This is a genomic window from Streptococcus oralis, assembly GCF_023109005.1.
GTDB lineage: Bacteria > Bacillota > Bacilli > Lactobacillales > Streptococcaceae > Streptococcus > Streptococcus oralis_BU.
On record NZ_JALDTU010000009.1, the window covers coordinates 44,705 to 68,200 of the forward strand.

Consider the following 23,496-nt stretch of genomic DNA (forward strand, 5'->3'; position numbering starts at 1 on the left):
GGAAAGGGAAGAAGGTCTTATTTTTACTCATTGTTTCCCTATTTGAATTGACAGTCCTTTTTGTTCATATTATAATATGGGTAAGTGGAAATTGAACAGGAGGACTGAGAGATGGTAACAGAAAAACAATTTAAACTTTTGCGTTTTATGTTGACACATAAAGAAAATACATTTACTCAGAGACAGTTAGCTGAAGAGTTAGACCTATCTTTAGGAACAATTAACACATTGTTGAAAAAACTGAAAGAAGAGAAGTGGATTGATGAGGAGCTTCACTTAACAGAACTAGGCCAGAAAGTTTTAGAACCCTATCGAGTAGAAAATGCTATTATAATGGCTGCTGGCATGAGTAGCCGTTTTGCTCCTTTGTCTTATGAAATTCCTAAAGGATTGCTTCAAGTTAAGGGGGAACGCTTAATAGAGAGGGAAATCAGACAACTGCAAGAAGCAGGAATAGAAGACATAATCGTTATCGTAGGGTATCTTCAAGAAAAAATGTTCTATCTTGCAGAGAAGTTTGGCGTAAAAATTGTAGTGAATAATGATTACTACAAATACAATAACTGTTCATCTCTTATGTTGGTTAAAAATCAACTTTCCAACACTTATATTTGTTCATCAGATAATTATTTTGTGGAAAATCCGTTTGAGCAATATATTTATAGAGGTTACTACTCGACCATATTTGCAGAAGGTCAAACGGACGAATATTGTGCTATAGAAGATTCGAATCACACGATCATTGATATTCAGATTGGTGGGGAAAATACTTGGGCCATGGTGGGGCACGTTTATTTCGACCGTGCATTTAGCGAGAAATTCAAGGAAATTTTAGAAACCGAGTTTAAGCACGAACCTTATCGTGAACAGCTTTGGGAGGATTACTATAGTCGCCATGTCAAGGAACTCCTTTTAGAAGCTCGCCACTATTCAGCGGATATTGTTAAAGAATTTGATTCACTAGATGAACTTCGTCAATTTGATGAACGTTATTTGGTAAATGCAGATTCGGCCATTATTGATAATATCTGCAAGACATTAAAGTGTGTGGCTTCAGATATTGCCAATATTAAACCCCTAAAAGACGGTTTGACCAACACTTCGTTTTCATTTGACTGTCTAGGGAAAAAATATGTTTACCGACATCCGGGCAGGGGAACTGAAAATTATATCGATCGAGCTAGTGAAGCAGCTTCTATGGAAATTGCCGCAAAATTAAAGATTGACCGTACCTTTGTAGCTATGAACAAGGATGAGGGCTGGAAAATTTCAGAATTTATTCCCAATGCTAAGCAACTTGACTATGAAAATTGGGATGATGTGACAAAAGCAATGGACCTCTTGAGACGGTTGCACCAATCTGGAGAAAAAACGGGACATTCCTTTGACCAATTTGAGGGAATTGATGATTTTAGAGAAAAATTGAAGGCTAGAAATCGATTTGAGTTTGATGGTCTCGAGGAATTGGATGAAACTGTTTCAATTCTCAAAAACTATTTACAGAATGATCCGAAACAGGTTGTCCTTTGTCATGGCGATTCCTATAGTCCTAATTTTTTGTTGAATGAAGCAGGTGAAATGAGCTTGATTGATTGGGAATATTCTGGAATGGGAGAGCCAGCAGGAGATTTGGGAACCTTTATCGCGTGTTCCAATTATACCTTAGAGGACGCAGAAAAAGTACTTGAAATCTATCTACAAGAAGTAGCAGATAAGAAAACCAAACGTCACTACTTGGCTTATGTAGCAGTGACCTCATATTATTGGTTCTTATGGGCTTTGTTCCAGGAGAGTGTTGGAAAACCAGTTGGTGAGTTTCTCTACATCTGGTATCGTTATACTAAACAATATGGACAACTAGCTCTTGATTTGTATAGGGAGGAAAACTAAGATGAAAACGACATCCGAAATTGAAGAATTGGTAGCAACTGAAACAAAGAGAAGATTGGAAGAAATGGAGTCACCAAACTACGAGTTTGTTCAACCTTTCCTAAAAAGTGATTTCATTTTAATCATCTCCATAGTCCTAATCAACCTTATTTTGATTATCTTAGCAATGACGGGAGGAATTCAATAACATGTCTAAAATGAATGACTATATCCAACAAGAAACCATAACAGGAATTGTTCCCATGACCAATAAGGATCGTCAGTATTCTTTTTGGGATCTTTTTCTATCGACAAGTGGTTTTGCCATTGCTACTTGGTGTTATACCCAAGGGGCTTATGTAGCTCAATATTTGACCTTTAATCAAATGTTGATAAATATTTTTAGCTTTAACATTATCTGGGTCTTTATTGAATGTCTCCCTATTTTGTTTGCGGTTAAGTATGGAATTGATTTGTGGATTTGGTTGAGAGCTGTTCTAGGAAAAAGAGGTGTAGCCCTGTTATCAACCATTATTAGCTTGGCTAACTTTGGATGGTATGCTGTTGCGGCCAATCTTTTTGCCAGTTCCATGATTCATTTGGCAAATAATTTTGGTCTTGGTTTGGACAAGGGAGTATGGGCGCCTATTCTTGGTACCCTCTGTGTTCTGCTTGGAACTCTCATTGCTCTTGGAGGTCCAGAAGTGATTAAATGGACCAATCGCTTTTTGGTTATCGCCTTATTGATTGTCGGTCTGATTATCGTTGGAATCTGCTTTGTCGCCGTTCCTATAACGGATATTATGAATATCCAACCAGCCACTCAAGGAGATTTGACGCCATTAGAACGCTTCATGCTCTCTGGAGAAGGAAATGTTGCCTTTGCCTTTTCTTGGTCTACACAGGCATTGGTTTTACCGCGTTTAGCAAAATCAGAACGTAGTGGTTATTGGGCTACAGCCTTATCATACGGAGTTGTGGCTCCATTCTTCGTTGCAACAGGTGGAGTGATGGCACTAGCCATGTTTGTCAAAACAGGTGTTTATGAAAGTGATCCAACAACCATGCTATCAACTCTAAGCACCCCAGCCTTTGCACTCTTAAGTTTACTACTAGTAGCCTTTGCCAATATTGGAACCCAGGGGACAGGATCGTATGTGAACTGTATGATTGTAAAAAGTGGGATGCCCAAAGTAAGCTATAAACTAATGGTTTGGATTGCCATGGTTTACGTGAGTCTACTCACTATCTGGGGAGGAGTAGAAGAGTATTTCGGATCCTTCATCTCCCTAGCCGCCTATATTCAGGGACCAATTATTGGTATGATTGTTGTTGACTATTTTATCTTAAGAAAACGAAAACTCGACTTGCGTTCAGCCTATTTCCTTGAAGGGCATGACGCATACGAATTTACTAAAGGATTTAACTTAGTTGGCTTGTCTTGCGTATTTATCTCCTTATTGGTAGCGGTACTTTTTGTCTACAACCCTGTAACTGCACAGATTCAAAGTCCAATCTTTTTAATCACAACTGGTAGCGGATTTACTGCGCTATTCGGTGGTTTATTATACTGGTTAGCTAGTCTTAGCCCTCTGAAACGTTATATGATAAAAGATCGAGACACTATTACGATTTAAGAAGAGAGGGGACTACAGTTCCCTCTTAATTTATACTGGCATTTTATGCAAACTTCTCAGATTATTCAAAATCTTGAAAAAGAGATGAAAGCGTTTGATAGATTTTCTAAGAAAGTGTATAATAGAAGTAGCAATATAGAAGGAGAAGTCTCATGGCAGTTAAAGATTTCATGACCCGTAAGGTAGTTTATATCAGTCCAGATACGACTGTAGCGCACGCAGCAGATTTGATGCGCGAGCAAGGTTTGCACCGTTTACCTGTTATCGAAAACGATCAATTAGTCGGATTGGTAACAGAAGGAACCATTGCGGAAGCCAGCCCATCTAAAGCAACCAGTCTCTCTATCTATGAGATGAATTATCTTCTGAATAAAACCAAAGTAAAAGACGTCATGATTCGGGATGTTGTGACAGTTTCTGGATACGCAAGCCTAGAGGACGCGACCTACCTGATGTTGAAAAATAAAATTGGGATATTACCAGTCGTAGACAATCATCAGGTCTACGGCGTCATTACAGATCGCGATGTTTTTCGGGCATTCTTGGAAATTGCCGGATACGGAGAAGAGGGAATTCGTGTTCGTTTTATTACAGAAAATGAAGTCGGTGTACTGGGGAAAATTGTAGCTCTAATCGTAGAAGAAAATCTAAATATCTCGCACACAGTTAACATTCCACGTAAGGATGGGAAGGTCGTCATCGAAGTTCAAATTGATGGAAAAATCGATTTGACTTCATTAAAGGATAAGTTTGAAAAAGAAGGGATTCAAGTGGAGGAAATCACTCAGACCTCTGCCAAAGTCCTTTAAACCAGAGGCTTTCGGGCCTCTTTTCTTCTGCCACAAAAGCGATGAAAAGCAAAATATGGAAAGAAATAAGAGATTATGGTATAATAAAACGATATGAAAAGGAGTATCTATGGACATTTCAGAAATTCGTCAAAAAATTGACGCAAATCGTGAAAAATTAGCTTCTTTCAGGGGGTCTCTTTGACCTCGAAGGCTTAGAGGAAGAGATTGCCATCTTGGAGAACAAGATGACAGAACCTGATTTTTGGAACGATAATATCGCGGCCCAAAAAACGTCGCAAGAATTAAATGAATTAAAAAACACCTACAACACCTTCCGTAAAATGGAAGAGTTGCAGGATGAAGTTGAGATTTTATTGGACTTTTTAGCAGAAGACGAGTCAGTCCATGATGAACTGGTCGAGCAGCTAACCGAGTTGGATAAGATGATGACCAACTACGAGATGACCCTTCTCTTGTCAGAACCTTATGACCATAATAATGCCATCTTGGAAATTCATCCAGGATCTGGTGGTACTGAGGCTCAGGACTGGGGTGATATGTTGCTTCGCATGTACACTCGTTATGGAAATGCAAAAGGCTTTAAAGTAGAAGTCTTGGATTACCAGGCAGGTGATGAAGCAGGTATCAAGTCTGTGACCTTGTCTTTTGAAGGTCCCAATGCATACGGACTACTTAAATCAGAAATGGGTGTTCACCGTTTGGTCCGTATTTCACCATTTGACTCTGCCAAACGTCGCCATACTTCATTTACATCCGTAGAGGTTATGCCTGAACTGGATGATACTATCAAAGTGGAGATTCGTGAAGATGATATCAAAATGGATACCTTCCGTTCAGGTGGTGCTGGTGGACAAAACGTCAATAAAGTTTCAACAGGTGTGCGTTTGACACATATTCCTACAGGAACTGTCGTCCAATCAACGGTCGATCGTACCCAGTATGGAAATAGAGATCGTGCCATGAAGATGTTGCAGGCTAAGCTCTATCAGATGGAGCAAGAAAAGAAAGCTGCGGAAGTTGATTCCCTCAAAGGTGAGAAAAAAGAAATCACATGGGGAAGCCAAATCCGTTCATATGTTTTCACACCTTATACTATGGTAAAAGATCACCGTACAAGCTTTGAAGTTTCCCAAGTAGATAAGGTCATGGATGGAGACCTTGATGGTTTCATCGATGCCTACCTCAAGTGGCGAATTAGCTAAGAAAGAAAGGAACTCATATGTCAATCATTGAAATGAGAGATGTTGTCAAAAAGTATGACAATGGAACGACTGCCCTGCGAGGTGTCTCTGTCACCATTGAACCAGGAGAGTTTGCCTATATCGTAGGACCTTCTGGGGCAGGTAAGTCAACCTTTATTCGAGCTTTATACCGAGAAGTAAAGATCGAAAAAGGAAGCCTAACAGTTGCAGGCTTTAATTTAGTCAAAATTAAGAAGAAAGATATCCCGCTTCTACGTCGTAGTGTTGGGGTGGTCTTTCAAGATTACAAACTCTTGCCAAAGAAAACGGTTTATGAGAATATTGCCTACGCAATGGAGGTTATCGGAGAGAATCGCCGTAACATCAAAAAACGTGTTATGGAAGTGTTGGATCTAGTAGGTTTAAAACACAAGGTTCGTTCTTTCCCGAATGAACTCTCAGGTGGAGAACAGCAACGGATTGCGATTGCCCGTGCGATTGTCAACAATCCTAAAGTATTGATTGCGGATGAACCAACAGGAAACTTGGACCCAGATAATTCGTGGGAAATTATGAATCTGTTGGAACGCATCAATCTTCAAGGTACAACTGTTTTGATGGCGACCCACAACAGCCAAATCGTAAATACCTTGCGCCACCGTGTCATTGCCATTGAAAACGGCCGTGTCGTTCGTGACGAAGCTAAAGGAGAATATGGATACGATGATTAGTAGATTTTTTCGCCATTTATTTGAATCATTAAAGAGTTTAAAACGAAATGGCTGGATGACAGTAGCAGCAGTAAGTTCGGTTATGATTACCTTGACACTCGTTGCCCTGTTTGCATCTGTAATTTTTAATACAGCAAAGCTGGCTACCGATATTGAAAACAACGTTCGTGTTATGGTCTACATTCGTAAGGATGTAGCGGATAACAGTGAGACGATTGAAAAAGAAGGTCAGACAGTTACCAATAATGACTACCACAAGGTCTATGATGCTTTGAAAGCTATGCCTGCTGTTAAAAGTGTTACCTTCTCAAGTAAAGAAGAACAATACGAGAAACTGACGGAAACAATGGGTGACGATTGGAAAGTCTTTGAAGGGGATGCAAATCCTCTCTATGATGCCTATATCGTCGATACAAATTCTCCAAGTGATGTTAAAACAGTAGCTGAAGAAGCGAAGAAAATTGAGGGAGTATCGGAGGTTCAAGATGGTGGAGCCAACACTCAACGACTTTTCGAACTGGCTTCCTTTATCCGTGTTTGGGGATTGGTTATTGCAGGACTCTTGATTTTTATCGCAGTCTTCCTCATTTCCAATACCATCCGTATTACCATTATTTCACGTAGTCGTGAGATTCAGATCATGCGTCTTGTTGGAGCGAGAAATGGTTATATCCGTGGCCCATTCTTGCTAGAAGGTGCTTTTATTGGCTTGCTTGGCGCAGCGATTCCCTCAGTTCTTGTATTCTTTGTTTACAATATCGTTTATCAATCGGTCAATAAATCCTTGGTAGGTCAAAACTTATCAATGATTACGCCAGATGTGTTTGTCCCTTTGATGACAGTTTTACTATTTGTAATCGGAATTTTCATTGGTTCAATTGGTTCAGGAATTTCGATGCGTCGATTCTTGAAAATCTAATTGGATATAAATGCAAATTGCAGAACAAATCAGAAAAATAATCCATTTTTAAAAGAGAAGTTTTCGTAAACTTCTCTTTTTCCTTCTAAAAATTAAAAAAAGTAGACAATTTTTTTATAAAAGCCTTTACAAAAAAAAATAAAGTGGTATAATTGAATTATAAATAAGTGCAAACGTTTTCGTAAAACGTTTGCCTAAAAAATATAAAGGAGATTTGAATGATGAAAGATACATTCAAAAATGTCTTGTCTTTCGAATTTTGGCAAAAATTCGGTAAGGCATTGATGGTGGTTATCGCTGTTATGCCAGCGGCTGGATTGATGATTTCAATCGGTAAGTCGCTTGCATTGATTGACCCAAATCTTGCCCCACTTGTTATTACAGGTGGAATTCTTGAGCAAATCGGTTGGGGAGTTATCGGTAACCTTCATATTTTGTTTGCTCTTGCTATCGGTGGTAGCTGGGCTAAAGAACGTGCAGGCGGTGCATTTGCAGCAGGACTTGCCTTTATCTTAATCAACCGTATCACTGGTACTATCTTTGGAGTTACAAGTGATATGCTGAAAAACCCTGAGGCTATGGTCACTACCCTCTTTGGAGGCTCAATCAAAGTTTCTGATTACTTCATCAGTGTTCTTGAAGCACCAGCATTGAACATGGGTGTTTTTGTAGGGATTATCTCTGGTTTTGTAGGGGCAACTGCCTTTAACAAATACTACAACTACCGTAAACTTCCTGATGCGCTTTCATTCTTCAATGGGAAACGCTTCGTACCATTCGTTGTCATCCTTCGTTCAGCTATTGCAGCAATTGTACTTGCAGCTTTCTGGCCAGTTGTTCAAACAGGTATCAACAACTTTGGTATCTGGATTGCCAATTCACAAGAAACAGCACCTGTTCTTGCACCATTCTTGTATGGTACTTTGGAACGTTTGCTCTTGCCATTTGGTCTTCACCACATGTTGACTATCCCAATGAACTATACAGCTCTTGGTGGTACTTATGACATTTTAACTGGTGCAGCTAAAGGTACTCAAGTATTCGGTCAAGACCCACTATGGCTTGCATGGGTAACAGACCTTGTAAACCTTAAAGGTACTGATGCTAGTCAATACCAACACTTGTTAGATACTGTTCACCCAGCTCGTTTCAAAGTTGGTCAAATGATCGGTTCATTCGGTATCTTGATGGGTGTCATCGTTGCTATCTACCGCAATGTTGAAGCAGACAAGAAACACCAATACAAAGGAATGATGATTGCAACAGCTCTTGCAACTTTCTTGACAGGGGTTACTGAACCAATCGAATACATGTTCATGTTTGTTGCAACACCTCTTTATCTTGTATATTCTGTTGTTCAAGGTGCTGCCTTCGCTATGGCTGATATTGTTCACCTTCGTGTGCACTCATTCGGTTCAATTGAATTCTTGACTCGTACTCCGCTAGCTATCAACGCTGGTCTTGGTATGGATATCATTAACTTTATCTGGGTAACTGTCCTCTTTGCAGTCATCATGTACTTCATTGCCAACTTCATGATTAAGAAATTCAACTATGCAACTCCAGGACGTAACGGAAACTATGAAACTGCTGAAGGAGCATCAGAAGATGCAACTCCAGGAGAAACAAAAGTTGCAGCAGCTTCTCAAGCTGTAAATATCATTAACCTTCTTGGTGGTCGTGCAAACATCGTAGATGTAGATGCATGTATGACTCGTCTTCGTGTAACTGTTAAGGATGCAGATCGTGTTGGTACTGAGGAACAATGGAAAGCAGAAGGCGCTATGGGTCTTGTCATGAAAGGACAAGGTGTCCAAGCTATCTACGGACCAAAAGCTGACGTATTGAAATCTGATATCCAAGATATCCTTGACTCAGGTGAAGTAATTCCTGAAACTCTTCCAAGCCAAATGACAGAAGCTCAAAAAAATACTGTACATTTTAAAGGTGTAACTGAGGAAGTTTACTCAGTAGCTGACGGTCAAGTTATTGCCTTGGAACAAGTGAAAGATCCAGTCTTTGCTCAAAAAATGATGGGTGATGGTTTTGCAGTAGAACCAGCAAATGGAAACATTGTATCTCCAGTTACAGGTACTGTATCAAGTATCTTCCCAACAAAACATGCTCTTGGTCTTGTGACTGAATCAGGTCTTGAAGTACTTGTTCATATTGGTTTGGATACTGTAAGTCTTGAAGGAAAACCATTTACTGTTCACGTTTCTGAAGGACAAAAGGTTGCAGCAGGTGATCTTCTTGTGACAGCTGACTTGGATGCTATCCGTGCAGCAGGTCGTGAAACATCAACAGTGGTTGTCTTTACAAATGGTGATGCTATCAAGTCAGTTAAATTAGAACAAACAGGTTCTCTTGCAGCTAAAACAGCAGTTGCTAAAGTAGAATTGTAATATACTCGAGGTTGGAAGCTGTTTTCCAACCTCTTGTTTTAGGAGAAAAGCATGAAATTTTTAACACTCAATACTCATAGTTGGATGGAAAAAGAAGCAGAGGAAAAATTCCAGCTCTTGCTCCAAGATATTCTTGACAAAGATTATGATTTGATTTGTTTTCAAGAAATCAATCAAGAAATGACTTCGCCGGAGGTAGAGGTTAACAATCACTATCAAGCTTTGCCATCAGCAGAACCTATTCATCAGGATCACTATGTACGGCTCCTGGTTGAAAAATTGGCTGAGAAAGGGAAAAACTACTACTGGACTTGGGCTTACAATCATATCGGCTATGACCGCTACCATGAAGGTGTAGCCATCTTATCCAAAACACCGATTAAGGCGCGTGAAATTTTAGTGTCAGATGTAGATGATCCAACGGACTACCATACTCGCCGTGTTGCCTTGGCTGAGACAGAGGTTGAAGGCAAGGAACTTGCTCTTGCAAGCGTCCATCTCTCTTGGTGGGATAAAGGTTTCCAAGAAGAATGGGCACGATTTGAGGCTGTATTAAAAGAGTTGAACAAACCTCTGATTTTAGCAGGTGATTTTAATAATCCAGCTGGTCAGGAAGGCTATCAAGCGATTTTAGCTAGTCCATTAGGATTACAAGACGCGTTTGAAGTTGCGAAAGAAAGAAGTGGTAGCTATACCGTTCCACCAGAAATTGATGGCTGGAAAGGCAATACCGAGCCGCTACGAATCGACTATGTCTTTACGACAAAAGACTTAGAAGTAGAAAGTTTGCATGTAGTTTTTGATGGAAAAAATAGTCCACAAGTCAGTGACCACTATGGTTTGAATGCTATTTTAAACTGGAAATAAAAATGAAAGGAAGTAATTCCTTTCATTTTTTGATTCTCGAACTGGACTACTGAAAATGTTCAAAATATGGTATAATGGTTAGATGAATAGAATCGAGGATAATATGTCATTTACGAAATTTCAGTTTAAAAACTATATAGAAAAGGCATTGGAGGAGTTGAAGTTTACGACTCCTACCGAAGTTCAGGAAAAGTTGATTCCTATTGTCTTGGCAGGTCGTGACTTGGTCGGTGAGTCAAAAACAGGTTCAGGAAAGACTCATACTTTCTTATTACCCATTTTTCAGCAATTAGATGAAACTAGCGATAGTGTTCAAGCGGTCATTACTGCACCAAGTCGTGAGTTGGCCACTCAAATATACCAAGCAGCCCGTCAAATCGCAGCCCACTCAGATGTCGAAGTTCGTGTGGTTAATTATGTAGGTGGTACGGATAAGGCGCGTCAGATTGAAAAACTTGCCAGCAACCAACCACATATCGTTATTGGAACGCCAGGTCGCATCTATGACTTGGTCAAATCTGGTGATTTAGCCATTCATAAGGCCAAGACATTTGTAGTTGATGAAGCCGATATGACCTTGGATATGGGATTCTTGGAAACCGTTGATAAGATTGCAGGAAGCCTGCCAAAAGACTTGCAATTCATGGTTTTTTCAGCGACGATTCCACAAAAATTGCAACCGTTCTTGAAAAAATACTTGTCAAATCCTGTTATGGAGAAAATCAAAACAAAAACAGTCATCTCTGATACGATTGATAACTGGTTGATTTCAACCAAGGGACGAGATAAGAATGCTCAGATTTACCAACTGACTCAGTTGATGCAACCTTATTTGGCAATGATCTTTGTTAACACAAAAACGCGTGCTGATGAATTGCATGCCTACTTGACTGCCCAAGGATTGAAGGTAGCAAAGATTCATGGAGATATCGCCCCTCGTGAACGCAAGCGAATCATGAATCAGGTGAAAAACCTTGATTTTGAGTACATTGTTGCAACGGACTTGGCAGCGCGTGGAATTGACATTGAAGGTGTCAGCCATGTTATCAATGATGCCATTCCGCAAGACTTGTCCTTCTTTGTTCACCGTGTTGGACGTACTGGACGCAATGGTCTTCCTGGTACAGCTATTACCCTTTACCAGCCTAGTGATGACTCGGATATCCGTGAGTTGGAGAAATTAGGGATCAAGTTTACTCCTAAGATGGTCAAAGACGGAGAGTTTCAAGATACCTATGACCGTGATCGTCGTGCCAATCGTGAAAAGAAGCAGGATAAGCTTGATATCGAAATGATTGGCTTGGTTAAAAAGAAAAAGAAAAAAGTCAAACCTGGCTATAAGAAGAAGATTCAATGGGCGGTGGATGAAAAACGTCGCAAAACCAAGCGTGCTGAAAATCGCGCACGTGGCCGTGCAGAGCGGAAAGCCAAACGCCAAACATTTTAAGAACAAAATTGGAGCTGAATGGCTCCTTTTTGTAACTTTGTTTTATAAATTATCGAAAAGAATGCAAAAATGAGTAAAAAGTGGTATAATGATAAGGTTATATAGTCCCGATAAGATGGTAGGTATTCATTACTAGTAGTTTTCCTATCAGTACTTTGTAACTCTATAACAATATTTTTTAAGGGGGGACATTTTTATGTCAGAACGTAAATTATTCACGTCTGAATCTGTATCTGAGGGGCATCCGGATAAGATTGCAGACCAAATTTCAGATGCGATTTTGGATGCTATTTTAGCTAAAGATCCAGATGCGCACGTTGCTGCCGAGACAGCTGTATACACAGGTTCGGTCCATGTTTTTGGTGAAATTTCTACACATGCTTATGTGGATATTAACCGTGTGGTTCGTGATACCATTGCAGAGATTGGTTATACCAATACAGAATATGGTTTTTCTGCGGAGACGGTGGGAGTTCATCCGTCACTTGTTGAGCAGTCACCAGATATCGCCCAAGGTGTTAACGAAGCCTTGGAGGTTCGTGGGAATGCAGATCAAGATCCACTGGACTTGATTGGTGCTGGGGACCAAGGTCTTATGTTTGGATTTGCGGTGGATGAGACAGAAGAACTCATGCCATTACCAATCTCACTTAGCCACAAGTTGGTTCGTCGTTTGGCAGAACTTCGTAAGTCTGGTGAAATCAGCTATCTCCGTCCAGATGCTAAATCACAAGTTACAGTTGAGTATGATGAAAATGACCGTCCAATACGTGTGGATACAGTCGTTATTTCAACTCAGCACGACCCAGAAGTTAGCAATGAACAAATTCACAATGATGTGATCAGCAAAGTTATCAAGGAAGTTATTCCAGCTTCTTACTTGGATGAGCAAACCAAATTCTTCATCAATCCAACTGGTCGCTTTGTAATCGGTGGACCTCAAGGAGACTCCGGTTTGACTGGTCGTAAGATTATCGTGGATACCTATGGTGGCTACTCTCGTCACGGTGGTGGTGCCTTCTCTGGTAAGGATGCGACGAAGGTGGACCGTTCTGCGTCATATGCGGCTCGCTACATTGCCAAGAATATCGTTGCTGCAGGTTTGGCTAAGAAGGCAGAAGTACAATTGGCCTATGCTATCGGGGTGGCGCAGCCTGTTTCTGTTCGTATCGATACTTTTGGTACAGGAACAGTAGCTGAAAGCAAGCTTGAAAAAGCAGCGCGTCAAATCTTTGACCTTCGCCCTGCAGGAATTATTCAAATGCTGGATCTTAAACGTCCAATTTACCGTCAAACAGCGGCTTATGGACACATGGGACGTACAGATATTGACCTTCCATGGGAACGTCTGGATAAGGTAGATGCATTAAAAGAAGCTGTGAAATAAAATTAAAAGATTGGTAGCTGTGAACTACCAATCTTTTTTGCAAAAGAAAACCAGCTTTTGGCTGGTCTTCTTATTTTATAGGGATTGAAATCTCAATCAATTTATCTGAATAAAGTGTCTTGATATTGGCTTCATCAATGCTTCCTTTATCGATTTTACGTTTCAAGAAGAAGTCTTGGATGGTTTCGATTTCAGGTTCACGAATAGCACGGTGTTTGTTGGAAATGAGGATTTCATAGTGAAGCGGGGCTTGCGTGAAAACTACATCTGTGTTTCCAGCAGAATAGACCTCGACAAGAGTTGCGTCTGTGCTTTCTAATTGGCTTTTAACAAGTTGCGAGTGTGAGTTTGTCGTATTGATAAGCTTCATAACAGTTCCTCCGATTTTCTAACTCTATTATAGCACTTTTTGGATAAAATCGTGTATTTTAGTCAATTCCATGCTGGATTTTCCAAGCTTCTATTCCCCATTTATGGCTACCACGTTTGAGTTTTTCAATTGCCTCATTAATAGGAAACCAAGCAATATGATTAAAATCTTCCAATGGTTTTTGTACTTCTTGGAAAGAAATAGCTTCATATAGATAAGCTGGATTGTAGTAGTAGGTATCACGGTGGCGAGAGTAGAAATACTCATCAGCTTGTCCATAATAGGTTCCAATCTCAGCTGTAAAGCCAAGTTCTTCGATTAGTTCTCTTTTTAGTGCTTCTTGATGATCTTCGCCTGCTTCAATTTCTCCACCTGGCAAGAACAAAGCACCATTGGGAGCTTGAACTAAGACAATTTGTTTTTTCTCCGCATCCGGAATAACTGCGTACACACCATAGCGGGGCTGGTAGGTCACATTCTCTTTTTTATCACCAAAAGTTGGGTTTGCCATTGCATTTTCCTCATTCTCTAGTATCTTTATTATTATCATAATGGACGAGGCGCTAGCTGTCAAGAATAAACCAACGAACTGATGCAGAAAAAGCTACTTTGTCTTGATCAATACTTGTCTCGTTAAACTTTCCAACCCTAGCTCTTTAACTGGTATAATAAAAGAGAGGTGATTTTATGGCAGAATCAAGACTATTTCGTATCCTATATCTACTTTTAGAAAAAGGCAGTACAACAGCTCCTGAATTAGCCCGATTATTTGAAGTATCTGTACGAACGATTTATCGTGATATTGAGCGGTTGAGTATGGCAGGGATTCCCCTTTATTCGATACCTGGAAAGACGGGCGGAATCTTTTTAATGAAGGACTTTGTTCTGGATCGTACTCTCGTGTCGGAGGATGAAAAATTAGAACTTCTATCAGCTTTGCAAGGAATTCAAGCCCTGACAAATGACAGGCAAGATCTGTTACTTGAAAAGTTGGAATCTATTTTTCAAGTTTCTACCAGCCCTTGGATAGAAGTAGACTTGACTGACTGGAGGAAGCGAGAAGGTCAAAAAGAATTATTTGATAACATCAAACATGCTATTCTAGAGAAAAGGCAACTGGTGATTACTTATCTAGGTGGGTGTGGTCAGAAAACGATTCGTACAGTCGAGCCCTTTAGACTCGTATTTAAAAAGAGAGATTGGTACCTTCATGCCTACTGTTGTTTGAAGGAAGAGTGGCGTTTTTTCAAATTGTCTAGAATTAGGAATTATCACCTAACAACTGAAACTGTGAAGCAGAAAAATGTGGAGGATTGGGTTGATGGTTCAGATCAAGTGGCACATCAAATCGAAGTTTCCTTGAAGTTTAGTCCCAAGCTTGCTTTCCGGGTTTATGAAGATTTTTCAGAAGATGAGATTAGCTTGGGGAAAGATGGGTGTTATTATGTCAAGACAGTCCTACCAGAGCATGAAAGTCTGTATACTTACCTCCTGTCTTATCTAGATGGGGTGGAAATACTCGCCCCCAATCATCTGAAGAGGGAATTGCTTTCTAGATTAGAAAAAATCCAAAAACTTTACAAACCTTGACAAAAGATGTCAGGGTTTTGGTGCTATACTAGAGATAGAAAGGAGAAGAACCAAATGAAATACGAATGGAGAAAAGAAGCAAAAGATCTTTATCAAGTGAAAGCTAGGCCCAGCATCCTGCAGGTATCAGGTCAATCCTATATCGTGATTGATGGTAAAGGTGATCCAAATCAAGAAGATTTTTCAGAACGTGTAGGGGCCTTATACGCCTTAGCCTATGCGATAAAGATGAAGTATAAAAAAGCTCCTCTGGATGAGGTTTACACTGATTTTACTGTCTTTCCTTTAGAAGGTGTATGGAAAAAGGAGAAGGAGGGAGAACTGGTAAAAAGTGAGCTTTCTTATAGCATTATGATTGGGCAACCCGATTTTATTACGAGAGAACTATTTGAAAAAGCTTTGGAAGAGGTCATAATCAAGAAGCCAAATATTCTCTATGAGGCTATTCGTTTTGAAATGATAGAAGAGGGCCAAAGTCTTGCTATGCTTCATATAGGACCTTTTGATACTGAAAATGAGACTTTTGCAGAGATGGAGCGTTTTTGTCAACTTCATAAGCTAAAAAGAACTTCGGAAGTCCACCGAGAAATTTATCTCAATAACCTTCATCGAACGGAGCCAAGCAAATTGAAAACAATTCTTCGCTATCAAGTTCAAGAAGAGAATTAAAAAAAGAACAGGAAATCTTGTTTCCTGTTCTTTTTATGAGATTTATTCTTCTATTTTAGAAGCAATCTCTTCTGTTTTCTCAGTTTTTTTGGCAGATTTGATTTGAATATTGCCATTGCTTGTCATGATTGCCTTGAGGGTTTTCTCACTTGGATTTTCAAGGTAGAAGTCTGTTATGGCATCCTCGATATGGTCTTGAATAGTACGGCGGAGTGGGCGTGCTCCCATTTTTGGATCATAACCTAAGTCAACCAACTTTTCCTTGACCTTGTCTGTCACATCGAGATGGATGTTGTTGCTAGAGAGGCGTTTGTTGACATCCGCTAGCATGAGTTCGACGATTTGGAGAAGGTTGTCCTTGCTGAGAGGTTTAAATTCGATGATGCCGTCAAAACGGTTCATAAACTCTGGGCTAAAGAAGTTACCGAGTTCACCGAGGACAGAGTTGGTTCGCCCTTCACGAGCTGCCCCAAAACCAACACTGGCTTCGGCCTTACCAGTACCCGCATTTGAGGTCATGATAATGATAGCATCCTTAAAACTAACTGTACGTCCTTGCCCATCAGTCAAACGACCATCGTCCAAGACTTGAAGGAACATGTGCATCACATCTGGATGGGCTTTTTCAACTTCATCGAGAAGGATGAGTGAGTAAGGATTGCGACGAACTTTTTCCGTTAATTGACCAGCTTCATCATAGCCGACATAACCTGGAGGGGCTCCGACCAATTTAGCCACACTGTGTTTTTCCATGTATTCACTCATATCAAAGCGAATCATGCTGTCAGCAGAACCAAAGAGCTCAATGGCTAGTTGTTTGGAAAGTTCTGTTTTACCGACACCAGTTGGTCCGACAAAGAGGAAGCTTCCGATTGGCCGGTTAGGAGTTCCAAGTCCGACACGATTACGACGGATGGCTTTGGCAATCTTATCGACAGCTTCATCTTGACCAATGACATGAGTTTTGAGGTCGTCTGCTAGATGGATAAGCTGAGATTGTTCTTTTTCTTTGAGTTCTCCAACAGGGATATTGGTTTTCTGCTCAATGATATGTTCAATAGTTTTCTCGCTGATGATTGGAGTATCCTGATCGATCACCTTGTTCTTTTGCATTTCCTTGTACTTGGCAATCTGATCGCGGAAATAAGCAGCCTTTTCAAAATCTTCCTCTCGTGTAGCTTGAGCCTTGAGATTCTCAGCTTCAATTAAACGCTGGTCAATTACTTTAGGATCAACAAAGTTCAGCGTCAGATTCATCTTAGAACCAGCTTCATCTAACAGGTCAATAGCCTTGTCTGGCAAGAAGCGGTCTTGGATATAGCGATTGGAAAGATTTGCAGCAGCTTCGATAGCAGCGTCTGTGTACTTGACGTGATGGTAGTCTTCGTATTTCTTTTGAACCCCTTTGAGGATGATAATGGTTTCTTCGACAGTTGGTTCATCAACTTTGACAGGCTGCATACGGCGTTCCAAAGCAGCATCTTTTTCAATGATACGGTATTCATTGAGAGTAGTAGCGCCAACCAATTGCAATTCACCACGGGCAAGGGCTGGTTTGAGGATATTTCCTGCATCCATATTGCCATCGCCAGCAGATCCAGCGCCAACAATTTCATGGATTTCATCGATAAAGAGGATGATGTCCTCGCGTTTGCGAATTTCTTCCATGAGTTTTTGCATACGTTCCTCAAATTGGCCTCGGATCCCTGTTCCTTGAACTAGGCTAACCACATCCAGACGGATGACCTGCTTGCCTTGGAGTTTATGGGGAACATCACCATCGACAATCTTCTGAGCTAGACCTTCTACAACAGCTGTTTTACCAACACCAGGTTCTCCGATAAGAACAGGATTGTTCTTGGTTCTTCGGTTGAGGATTTCGATAACTCGGATAATCTCCTCATCTCGACCGATAACAGGGTCAATATCTCCTCGACGGGCTATTTCAGTCACGTTGATACCATACTCCTCTAGGAGTCCTCTTTCTTGGCTAGGAGGAGGTGTTTGAACAGGTCCGCGGTTTTGAGGTCCATAACCACCGTTTCCTCCATATCCCCCACCAGATTGAGTTGGAGGGACGTTATTAGAAGAAGGTTTGAAATTGTTCAAGTCATTGAAAAAGTCGCCGAATGGATCAAAGTCATGATTGTTTAAGTCAGTCATTCCTTTAAAGAGGGTATTATTTGGATCTGTTTTGATAATTTTATAGCAGTTTTGACAAAGATCAATTTGCTTTTGCTGTCCATTGATATTGGTATACAGATGAATTGTTGAGTCGTTAATTTTACAGTTTTGACAGAGCATAACATCTACCTCATTTCATTCTTATACTTGGCCTAAGAAAAAGGTCAAGAATAGTCAAAGTTTTATACTCTCATTATAGCATGATTAAGGTGTAAAGCAAGTAAAAAGATTGGGAAGTGGTCGTTTTTAAAAGAAGGATTTATGGAGAATCCAGCGACATTGAAGGTAAGAAAAAATCCCATTTGCGGTGACAAAAAGGATTCTCATTTATCAGGCCTTACTGCCCGTTGTTTTTATATTAGTAAAGGAGTTCGTAGATCTCCATTGCAATCAAATCAATGCTATCAAAGGTATAAGTTTCACGAGCTTCTACATCGCGAAGGGTGAAGAGTGATCCGTTTTCTTCGTCGTGGCTGTATGCAACTTCTGCGACAACAACACCTTCACGTTCAAAATTACGTTTTAGATTTCCACCATCTTTTGTCATTGCTTCTAGGCGGTTAATGATTCTAACCAAATGTGATTCCATTTTGATTCTCCTCCATTTCTTATCGTTTCTATTTTACCATAAACAAGAGGTAGTTGACTAGAAAAAAACTGTGATTTCTCTCTATTTCTCTATTCTATCAAGTTAATTGTTAAAATTAGGGAAAAAGGATTGCATTTTAATTCAATTCATGTTATAATCATACAATCTAATACATAGAAAGTTGATTGAATATGAATTTTTCTTTTTTACCAAAGTATTTACCATATTTTAACTATGGTGCTCTGATTACCGTATTGATTTCCATCCTTGTTGTTTGCTTAGGGACCATTATAGGTGTGTTACTGGCCTTTGCTCAACGTTCACGCTTTAAACCGCTCGTTTGGTTTGCAAATGTCTATGTTTGGATCTTCCGTGGTACTCCAATGATGGTTCAAATAATGATTGCCTTTGCCCTTATGCATATCAATGCTCCGACTATTCAAGTGGGAATTTTAGGAGTTGATCTTTCTCGTTTGATTCCTGGTATTCTGATTATTTCTATGAATAGTGGAGCTTACGTTTCAGAAACTGTTCGTGCGGGGATCAATGCGGTTCCTAAAGGGCAGTTAGAGGCTGCTTACTCTCTTGGTATTCGTCCGAAAAATGCCATGCGTTATGTCATTTTGCCTCAAGCTATCAAAAATATTCTTCCAGCTCTTGGAAATGAATTTATCACCATTATCAAGGATAGTTCCCTCTTGTCTGCGATTGGGGTGATGGAGTTGTGGAATGGTGCAACGACAGTAGCAACAACAACTTATTTACCATTGACTCCCCTTTTATTTGCAGCCTTTTACTATTTGATTATGACCTCTGTTTTGACAGTGGCTTTGAAAGCATTTGAAAAACATATTGGACAAGGAGACAAGAAATAATGACAGAAACCTTGATTAGAATTGAAGAACTACATAAGTCTTTTGGGAAAAATGAAGTTTTAAAAGGAATCAATCTTGAGATTAAACGAGGAGAAGTTGTGGTCATTATCGGTCCGTCAGGGAGCGGGAAATCAACTCTCCTTCGTTCGATGAATCTCCTTGAAGAAGCAAGTAAAGGCAAGGTTATCTTTGAAGGAGTTGATATCACAGATAAGAAAAATGACCTTTTTGCCATGCGTGAAAAGATGGGCATGGTATTCCAACAATTCAACCTCTTTCCCAATATGACAGTGATGGAAAATATCACTTTATCACCAATTAAAACCAAAGGTGAAAGCAAGGAAGTTGCGGAGAAAAGAGCACAGGAACTGTTAGAAAAAGTTGGCTTGCCAGATAAGGCGACGGCTTATCCTCAAAGTTTATCAGGTGGTCAGCAACAACGGATTGCCATTGCACGTGGACTTGCTATGGAACCAGATGTTTTGCTCTTTGATGAGCCGACTTCAGCCCTAGACCCTGAGATGGTTGGAGAAGTTCTAGCTGTTATGCAAGACCTTGCCAAGTCAGGGATGACTATGGTGATTGTGACTCATGAAATGGGCTTTGCGCGTGAGGTAGCAGACCGTGTTATCTTTATGGCAGATGGGGTTGTTGTCGAAGATGGAACACCAGAAGAGATTTTCGATCAAACAAAAGAACAACGGACCAAGGAATTTTTGAGTAAGGTTTTGTAAGACCTCATTTTTAGAAGAAATGGAGTAGGTATCATGGCTTCCAGTAAAGAATATTTAAACTTTATTCTCGAACAGCTATCAGAGCTAGAGGAGATGAGTTATCGTCCAATGATGGGAGAGTATATCCTTTATTATCGTGGGAAGATTATTGGAGGAATTTATGATAATCGTTTGTTACTGAAGCCTGTGAAGGTGGTCATGGATCAACTGGGACAGACTAGGCTTGAACGTCCTTATGAAGGAGCTAAGGAGATGATTTTGATAGAAGACATTGAAGATAAATCATTTCTAATGAAATTAATTAAGGAGATGTATGAAGTCTTACCGGCTCCAAAAGTCAAAAAGAAAGCATGACAGATTTACCTAGTATAAATAGGCATAAAAGCTCGACAAGGGCTTTTTCTTATAGTTTCAGACTATAAGGTCCATTAGGCAAGAAGTGTTAGGATGGCGAGTTATTTTTTGATATAATAGAGGATATTTGATAGAAAAGAGAAGAGATATGGCTCAGATTATTGATGGGAAGGCTCTTGCGGCTAAGTTACAAGGACAGTTGGCTGAAAAGACGGCCAAACTAAAAGAAGAAACAGGTCTAGTTCCAGGATTGGTAGTGATTTTGGTGGGGGACAATCCTGCCAGCCAAGTCTACGTTCGCAATAAGGAACGGTCAGCTCTCGCTGCTGGCTTCCGTAGTGAAGTAGTGCGAGTTCCAGAGGCCATTACCCAGGCGGAATTGTTAGACTTGATTGCCAAATACAATCAAGATCCAGCTTGGCATGGGATTTTGGTTCAATTACCTTTGCCAAAACATATTGACGAAGAGGCAGTTTTATTAGCTATTGACCCCGAAAAAGATGTGGATGGTTTCCACCCGCTAAACATGGGGCGTCTCTGGTCTGGTCATCCAGTTATGATTCCTTCGACACCTGCAGGAATTATGGAAATGTTTCATGAGTATGGGATTGACTTGGAAGGTAAAAATGCGGTTGTTATCGGTCGTTCAAATATTGTTGGAAAACCGATGGCTCAGCTTCTTTTAGCTAAGAATGCGACTGTGACCTTGACCCACTCACGCACCCATCATCTTGCCAAGGTGGCTGCTAAGGCGGATATCCTTGTCGTAGCTATTGGTCGCGCCAAGTTTGTGACTGCTGACTTTGTCAAACCAGGAGCGGTTGTCATTGACGTTGGGATGAACCGAGATGAAAATGGCAAGCTTTGTGGAGATGTTGATTATGATGCTGTTGCACCACTTGCTAGTCACATCACACCTGTACCTGGTGGAGTTGGACCTATGACGATTACCATGCTAATGGAGCAAACCTATCAGGCAGCGCTTCGAACACTAAACAAGGACTAGGAAGATGAAATTCGTATTTGACCTGGATGGAACGCTATCTTTTGACTACATGACCATAGATGAGGAGATTCAGCAGGTTCTTTTAAAGGCTGAAGATTATGGGCATGAGCTTGTGTTTGCCTCAGCCCGCTCTTATCGGGATTGTTTGGGTTTATTAGGTTCTGAACTCAGTCAGCGCTTAGTCATAGGTTTGAATGGTGGCGTAGCCTATCATTTGGGGAAGGCTATCTTCGAAAGGAATCTTGATGCTAGAGTTTATCAGGCGCTAGTGGATTATTGCCAGACTTATAATCTCCCTTTCTTTGTAGATGATTGCTTTGACTATAGTGGACAGATTGTAGAGAAGATTCCATTTATTTCCAGTGTGGATCCCCTAAAGGTGGCTCGTCATCAGAAACTTGAGGACTTAGGGACTCCGATTAAGGTAGTCGTTTATATGGGTGACCATGAGGATTTGCTTGATGATCTGCTTGGTCAGCTAGAAAGACTAGGCCAGGCTCATCTCTCCTATCATGCGCATGAAAAGTGCCTTTATGTTAATCCCTTGGATACTCATAAGGCGACAACTGTTGAAAAGTTATGCGGGGAGAACTTCATCGCTTTTGGAAATGACCAAAACGATATTGAATTGTTTAAAACGTCTCTTTATTCAGTCCAGATAGGAGACTTTGCTGGCCTTACTCCATATGCAGATGACACGTTAGAGCTAAAAGGAGAACCTTCTCCAGCAGTGGCAGCTAAAATCTTACAGACCTTTGCGGAATTTAAGGGAAAATAGTGTAGAAGGAGGTTTGCCCCTCCTTTTGTAGTATAATGGAGTGAGAGGAAAAATCGATGAAAGTGATTGATCAAACTTTATTAGAAAAAGTTATTATTGAACGTTGTCGTCACAGCCATAAGGGAGATTACGGTCGCCTGCTCTTGCTGGGAGGGACCTATCCTTATGGGGGAGCTATCATCATGTCAGCCATTGCAGCTGTCAAAAGCGGGGCAGGGTTGGTGACTGTTGGCACGGATAAGGAAAATATTCCGGCTCTGCACAGTCATTTACCTGAGGCCATGGCATTTTCTCTTCAAGATCAGCAATTGTTAAAAGAGCAGTTGGAAAAGGCAGAAGTTGTCTTGCTAGGTCCGGGTTTGCGAGAGGATGCATTCGGAGAAGAACTCGTAAAACGGGTCTTTGACAGCCTTAGAAAAGACCAGATTTTGATTGCAGATGGCGGTGCTTTGGGCATCTTAGCAAAAGCTCATTTGACATTCCCATCTAGTCAGCTCATCCTAACCCCCCACCAAAAGGAATGGGAAAGACTGTCTGGTATAGTTCTTGACCATCAAAATACAGAGGCGACTGCTAGGGCTCTTTCTGCTTTTCCTCAAAGGACGATTCTAGTCGAGAAGGGTTCAGCGACTCGTATCTGGAAAGCTGGTCAGTCTGAATATTATCAGTTACAGGTTGGAGGCCCCTATCAAGCAACTGGTGGGATGGGAGATACTCTGGCTGGGATGATTGCAGGTTTTGCAGGTCAGTTTCACCAAGTCAGTCTCTATGAGAGAGTGGTGGCAGCAACTCACCTTCATTCAGCTATTGCGCAAGAACTAGCTCAAGAAAACTACCTTGTCTTGCCTACCGAAATTAGTAAAGCTCTTCCGAAAACAATGAAAAAAATATCTCAAAAAGGCAGCTAATACCTTGGTTGCCTTTTTATGTTGATGTAGCTTTGTTGATAAGGTTTTCAAATACCTCAGAACTAGCGACCAACTGCTGAACTTGCGTGAAATTCTCACTTTTAAGGTCTTGATTTTTACTCAAACTCGCAAGGAAAGCGAGATTGTTATCAAAGTTGAGGGGTGTCAAATCATGCTTTTTTTG

23 protein-coding genes are annotated in these 23,496 nt (G+C 40.6%); 19 read left to right on the plus strand and 4 right to left on the minus strand.

All coding sequences use genetic code 11. The features are described 5' to 3' along the window. Window positions 1-111: 111 nt before the first annotated feature. From M1F56_RS08700 to metK, 11 genes are all read left to right on the plus strand, one after another. Window positions 112-1,890, plus strand: coding sequence for a phosphotransferase (locus M1F56_RS08700; RefSeq protein WP_247917458.1), 1,779 nt, complete (start codon window positions 112-114; stop codon window positions 1,888-1,890). 1 nt (window position 1,891) lies between these two features. After that, window positions 1,892-2,077, plus strand: a complete 186-nt coding sequence (locus M1F56_RS08705; RefSeq protein ID WP_000859102.1) for a hypothetical protein — start codon at window positions 1,892-1,894, stop codon at window positions 2,075-2,077. Between the two features lies 1 nt (window position 2,078). After that, complete coding sequence (locus M1F56_RS08710; protein WP_000041470.1) at window positions 2,079-3,506, plus strand: cytosine permease; 1,428 nt, start codon at window positions 2,079-2,081, stop codon at window positions 3,504-3,506. 152 nt (window positions 3,507-3,658) lie between these two features. Continuing rightward, window positions 3,659-4,315 carry a CBS domain-containing protein gene (locus M1F56_RS08715; protein ID WP_000268650.1) on the plus strand — a complete coding sequence of 219 codons (657 nt, stop codon included), beginning with the start codon at window positions 3,659-3,661 and terminating at the stop codon, window positions 4,313-4,315. Window positions 4,316-4,424: 109 nt separating this feature from the next. After that, a protein-coding gene (prfB, locus tag M1F56_RS08720) for a peptide chain release factor 2 (protein ID WP_247917459.1) occupies window positions 4,425-5,520 on the plus strand; the annotation gives its coding sequence in 2 pieces (ribosomal slippage) (window positions 4,425-4,496 and window positions 4,498-5,520; 1,095 coding nt in all). Window positions 5,521-5,537: 17 nt separating this feature from the next. Further along, a complete protein-coding gene (gene ftsE, locus M1F56_RS08725) occupies window positions 5,538-6,230 on the plus strand; it encodes a cell division ATP-binding protein FtsE (protein ID WP_000022273.1) in 693 nt (230 codons plus the stop codon). Next, window positions 6,223-7,149, plus strand: a complete 927-nt coding sequence (ftsX, locus tag M1F56_RS08730; protein ID WP_000625557.1) for a permease-like cell division protein FtsX — start codon at window positions 6,223-6,225, stop codon at window positions 7,147-7,149. The genes ftsE and ftsX overlap by 8 nt, the downstream gene beginning before the upstream one ends. A gap of 218 nt (window positions 7,150-7,367) precedes the next feature. Continuing rightward, window positions 7,368-9,554: a PTS transporter subunit IIBC gene (locus M1F56_RS08735; RefSeq protein WP_000974084.1), complete on the plus strand. Its 2,187-nt coding sequence runs from the start codon at window positions 7,368-7,370 to the stop codon at window positions 9,552-9,554. Window positions 9,555-9,605: 51 nt separating this feature from the next. Next, a complete protein-coding gene (locus tag M1F56_RS08740) occupies window positions 9,606-10,421 on the plus strand; it encodes an endonuclease/exonuclease/phosphatase family protein (RefSeq protein ID WP_220107057.1) in 816 nt (271 codons plus the stop codon). Window positions 10,422-10,524: 103 nt separating this feature from the next. Continuing rightward, complete coding sequence (locus tag M1F56_RS08745; RefSeq protein ID WP_042767771.1) at window positions 10,525-11,868, plus strand: DEAD/DEAH box helicase; 1,344 nt, start codon at window positions 10,525-10,527, stop codon at window positions 11,866-11,868. Window positions 11,869-12,064: 196 nt separating this feature from the next. Continuing rightward, entirely contained in the window at window positions 12,065-13,255 is a 1,191-nt protein-coding gene (metK, locus tag M1F56_RS08750; RefSeq protein WP_084917910.1) for a methionine adenosyltransferase, read from the plus strand. Window positions 13,256-13,325: 70 nt separating this feature from the next. On the opposite strand, the gene M1F56_RS08755 is transcribed toward metK, so the two are convergent. Both M1F56_RS08755 and M1F56_RS08760 read right to left on the minus strand, forming a co-directional pair. Beyond that, window positions 13,326-13,625, minus strand: a complete 300-nt coding sequence (locus M1F56_RS08755; protein ID WP_000767205.1) for a DUF1827 family protein — start codon at window positions 13,623-13,625, stop codon at window positions 13,326-13,328. A gap of 58 nt (window positions 13,626-13,683) precedes the next feature. Then, window positions 13,684-14,136 (minus strand): NUDIX hydrolase, encoded by a 453-nt coding sequence (locus tag M1F56_RS08760; protein ID WP_247917460.1) that lies wholly within the window; start codon window positions 14,134-14,136, stop codon window positions 13,684-13,686. Between the two features lie 176 nt (window positions 14,137-14,312). Between M1F56_RS08760 and M1F56_RS08765 the strand changes: the two genes are divergently transcribed. Next, window positions 14,313-15,215, plus strand: a complete 903-nt coding sequence (locus M1F56_RS08765; protein ID WP_084917906.1) for a helix-turn-helix transcriptional regulator — start codon at window positions 14,313-14,315, stop codon at window positions 15,213-15,215. A gap of 54 nt (window positions 15,216-15,269) precedes the next feature. Then, window positions 15,270-15,884, plus strand: coding sequence for a GyrI-like domain-containing protein (locus M1F56_RS08770; protein ID WP_084917905.1), 615 nt, complete (start codon window positions 15,270-15,272; stop codon window positions 15,882-15,884). A 42-nt stretch (window positions 15,885-15,926) separates the two neighbouring features. Here the strand turns inward: M1F56_RS08770 and M1F56_RS08775 are convergent, their stop codons facing one another. Both M1F56_RS08775 and M1F56_RS08780 read right to left on the minus strand, forming a co-directional pair. After that, window positions 15,927-18,188, minus strand: coding sequence for an ATP-dependent Clp protease ATP-binding subunit (locus M1F56_RS08775; protein WP_247917461.1), 2,262 nt, complete (start codon window positions 18,186-18,188; stop codon window positions 15,927-15,929). A gap of 238 nt (window positions 18,189-18,426) precedes the next feature. After that, window positions 18,427-18,657: a DUF1797 family protein gene (locus M1F56_RS08780; protein WP_000443577.1), complete on the minus strand. Its 231-nt coding sequence runs from the start codon at window positions 18,655-18,657 to the stop codon at window positions 18,427-18,429. Window positions 18,658-18,848: 191 nt separating this feature from the next. Between M1F56_RS08780 and M1F56_RS08785 the strand changes: the two genes are divergently transcribed. The 6 genes from M1F56_RS08785 to M1F56_RS08810 all read left to right on the plus strand — a co-directional run bounded on the left by M1F56_RS08785 (window position 18,849) and on the right by M1F56_RS08810 (window position 23,312). Next, on the plus strand, window positions 18,849-19,532 hold the full coding sequence (locus M1F56_RS08785; RefSeq protein ID WP_001011622.1) for an amino acid ABC transporter permease: 684 nt from the start codon (window positions 18,849-18,851) through the stop codon (window positions 19,530-19,532). Beyond that, complete coding sequence (locus tag M1F56_RS08790) at window positions 19,532-20,266, plus strand: amino acid ABC transporter ATP-binding protein (RefSeq protein ID WP_000140969.1); 735 nt, start codon at window positions 19,532-19,534, stop codon at window positions 20,264-20,266. Before M1F56_RS08785 ends, M1F56_RS08790 begins: the two co-directional genes overlap by 1 nt. A 33-nt stretch (window positions 20,267-20,299) precedes the next feature. Continuing rightward, on the plus strand, window positions 20,300-20,620 hold the full coding sequence (locus tag M1F56_RS08795) for a TfoX/Sxy family protein (protein ID WP_000168539.1): 321 nt from the start codon (window positions 20,300-20,302) through the stop codon (window positions 20,618-20,620). Window positions 20,621-20,768: 148 nt separating this feature from the next. Beyond that, a complete protein-coding gene (locus M1F56_RS08800) occupies window positions 20,769-21,626 on the plus strand; it encodes a bifunctional methylenetetrahydrofolate dehydrogenase/methenyltetrahydrofolate cyclohydrolase (RefSeq protein ID WP_049549837.1) in 858 nt (285 codons plus the stop codon). 4 nt (window positions 21,627-21,630) lie between these two features. Then, a complete protein-coding gene (locus tag M1F56_RS08805; RefSeq protein WP_000673625.1) occupies window positions 21,631-22,404 on the plus strand; it encodes an HAD hydrolase family protein in 774 nt (257 codons plus the stop codon). Window positions 22,405-22,460: 56 nt separating this feature from the next. Next, entirely contained in the window at window positions 22,461-23,312 is an 852-nt protein-coding gene (locus M1F56_RS08810) for an NAD(P)H-hydrate dehydratase (protein ID WP_000863083.1), read from the plus strand. Window positions 23,313-23,496 lie beyond the last annotated feature (184 nt).

What these genes read in the sequence shown, in the direction of transcription:
- M1F56_RS08700 (WP_247917458.1), top strand. Translation starts at nt 112, where the DNA reads ATGGTAACAGAAAAACAATTTAAACTTTTGCGTTTTATGTTGACACAT.
- M1F56_RS08705 (WP_000859102.1), top strand. Translation starts at nt 1,892, where the DNA reads ATGAAAACGACATCCGAAATTGAAGAATTGGTAGCAACTGAAACAAAG.
- M1F56_RS08710 (WP_000041470.1), top strand. Translation starts at nt 2,079, where the DNA reads ATGTCTAAAATGAATGACTATATCCAACAAGAAACCATAACAGGAATT.
- M1F56_RS08715 (WP_000268650.1), top strand. Translation starts at nt 3,659, where the DNA reads ATGGCAGTTAAAGATTTCATGACCCGTAAGGTAGTTTATATCAGTCCA.
- ftsE (WP_000022273.1), top strand. Translation starts at nt 5,538, where the DNA reads ATGTCAATCATTGAAATGAGAGATGTTGTCAAAAAGTATGACAATGGA.
- ftsX (WP_000625557.1), top strand. Translation starts at nt 6,223, where the DNA reads ATGATTAGTAGATTTTTTCGCCATTTATTTGAATCATTAAAGAGTTTA.
- M1F56_RS08735 (WP_000974084.1), top strand. Translation starts at nt 7,368, where the DNA reads ATGATGAAAGATACATTCAAAAATGTCTTGTCTTTCGAATTTTGGCAA.
- M1F56_RS08740 (WP_220107057.1), top strand. Translation starts at nt 9,606, where the DNA reads ATGAAATTTTTAACACTCAATACTCATAGTTGGATGGAAAAAGAAGCA.
- M1F56_RS08745 (WP_042767771.1), top strand. Translation starts at nt 10,525, where the DNA reads ATGTCATTTACGAAATTTCAGTTTAAAAACTATATAGAAAAGGCATTG.
- metK (WP_084917910.1), top strand. Translation starts at nt 12,065, where the DNA reads ATGTCAGAACGTAAATTATTCACGTCTGAATCTGTATCTGAGGGGCAT.
- M1F56_RS08755 (WP_000767205.1), bottom strand. Translation starts at nt 13,625, where the DNA reads ATGAAGCTTATCAATACGACAAACTCACACTCGCAACTTGTTAAAAGC.
- M1F56_RS08760 (WP_247917460.1), bottom strand. Translation starts at nt 14,136, where the DNA reads ATGGCAAACCCAACTTTTGGTGATAAAAAAGAGAATGTGACCTACCAG.
- M1F56_RS08765 (WP_084917906.1), top strand. Translation starts at nt 14,313, where the DNA reads ATGGCAGAATCAAGACTATTTCGTATCCTATATCTACTTTTAGAAAAA.
- M1F56_RS08770 (WP_084917905.1), top strand. Translation starts at nt 15,270, where the DNA reads ATGAAATACGAATGGAGAAAAGAAGCAAAAGATCTTTATCAAGTGAAA.
- M1F56_RS08775 (WP_247917461.1), bottom strand. Translation starts at nt 18,188, where the DNA reads ATGCTCTGTCAAAACTGTAAAATTAACGACTCAACAATTCATCTGTAT.
- M1F56_RS08780 (WP_000443577.1), bottom strand. Translation starts at nt 18,657, where the DNA reads ATGGAATCACATTTGGTTAGAATCATTAACCGCCTAGAAGCAATGACA.
- M1F56_RS08785 (WP_001011622.1), top strand. Translation starts at nt 18,849, where the DNA reads ATGAATTTTTCTTTTTTACCAAAGTATTTACCATATTTTAACTATGGT.
- M1F56_RS08790 (WP_000140969.1), top strand. Translation starts at nt 19,532, where the DNA reads ATGACAGAAACCTTGATTAGAATTGAAGAACTACATAAGTCTTTTGGG.
- M1F56_RS08795 (WP_000168539.1), top strand. Translation starts at nt 20,300, where the DNA reads ATGGCTTCCAGTAAAGAATATTTAAACTTTATTCTCGAACAGCTATCA.
- M1F56_RS08800 (WP_049549837.1), top strand. Translation starts at nt 20,769, where the DNA reads ATGGCTCAGATTATTGATGGGAAGGCTCTTGCGGCTAAGTTACAAGGA.
- M1F56_RS08805 (WP_000673625.1), top strand. Translation starts at nt 21,631, where the DNA reads ATGAAATTCGTATTTGACCTGGATGGAACGCTATCTTTTGACTACATG.
- M1F56_RS08810 (WP_000863083.1), top strand. Translation starts at nt 22,461, where the DNA reads ATGAAAGTGATTGATCAAACTTTATTAGAAAAAGTTATTATTGAACGT.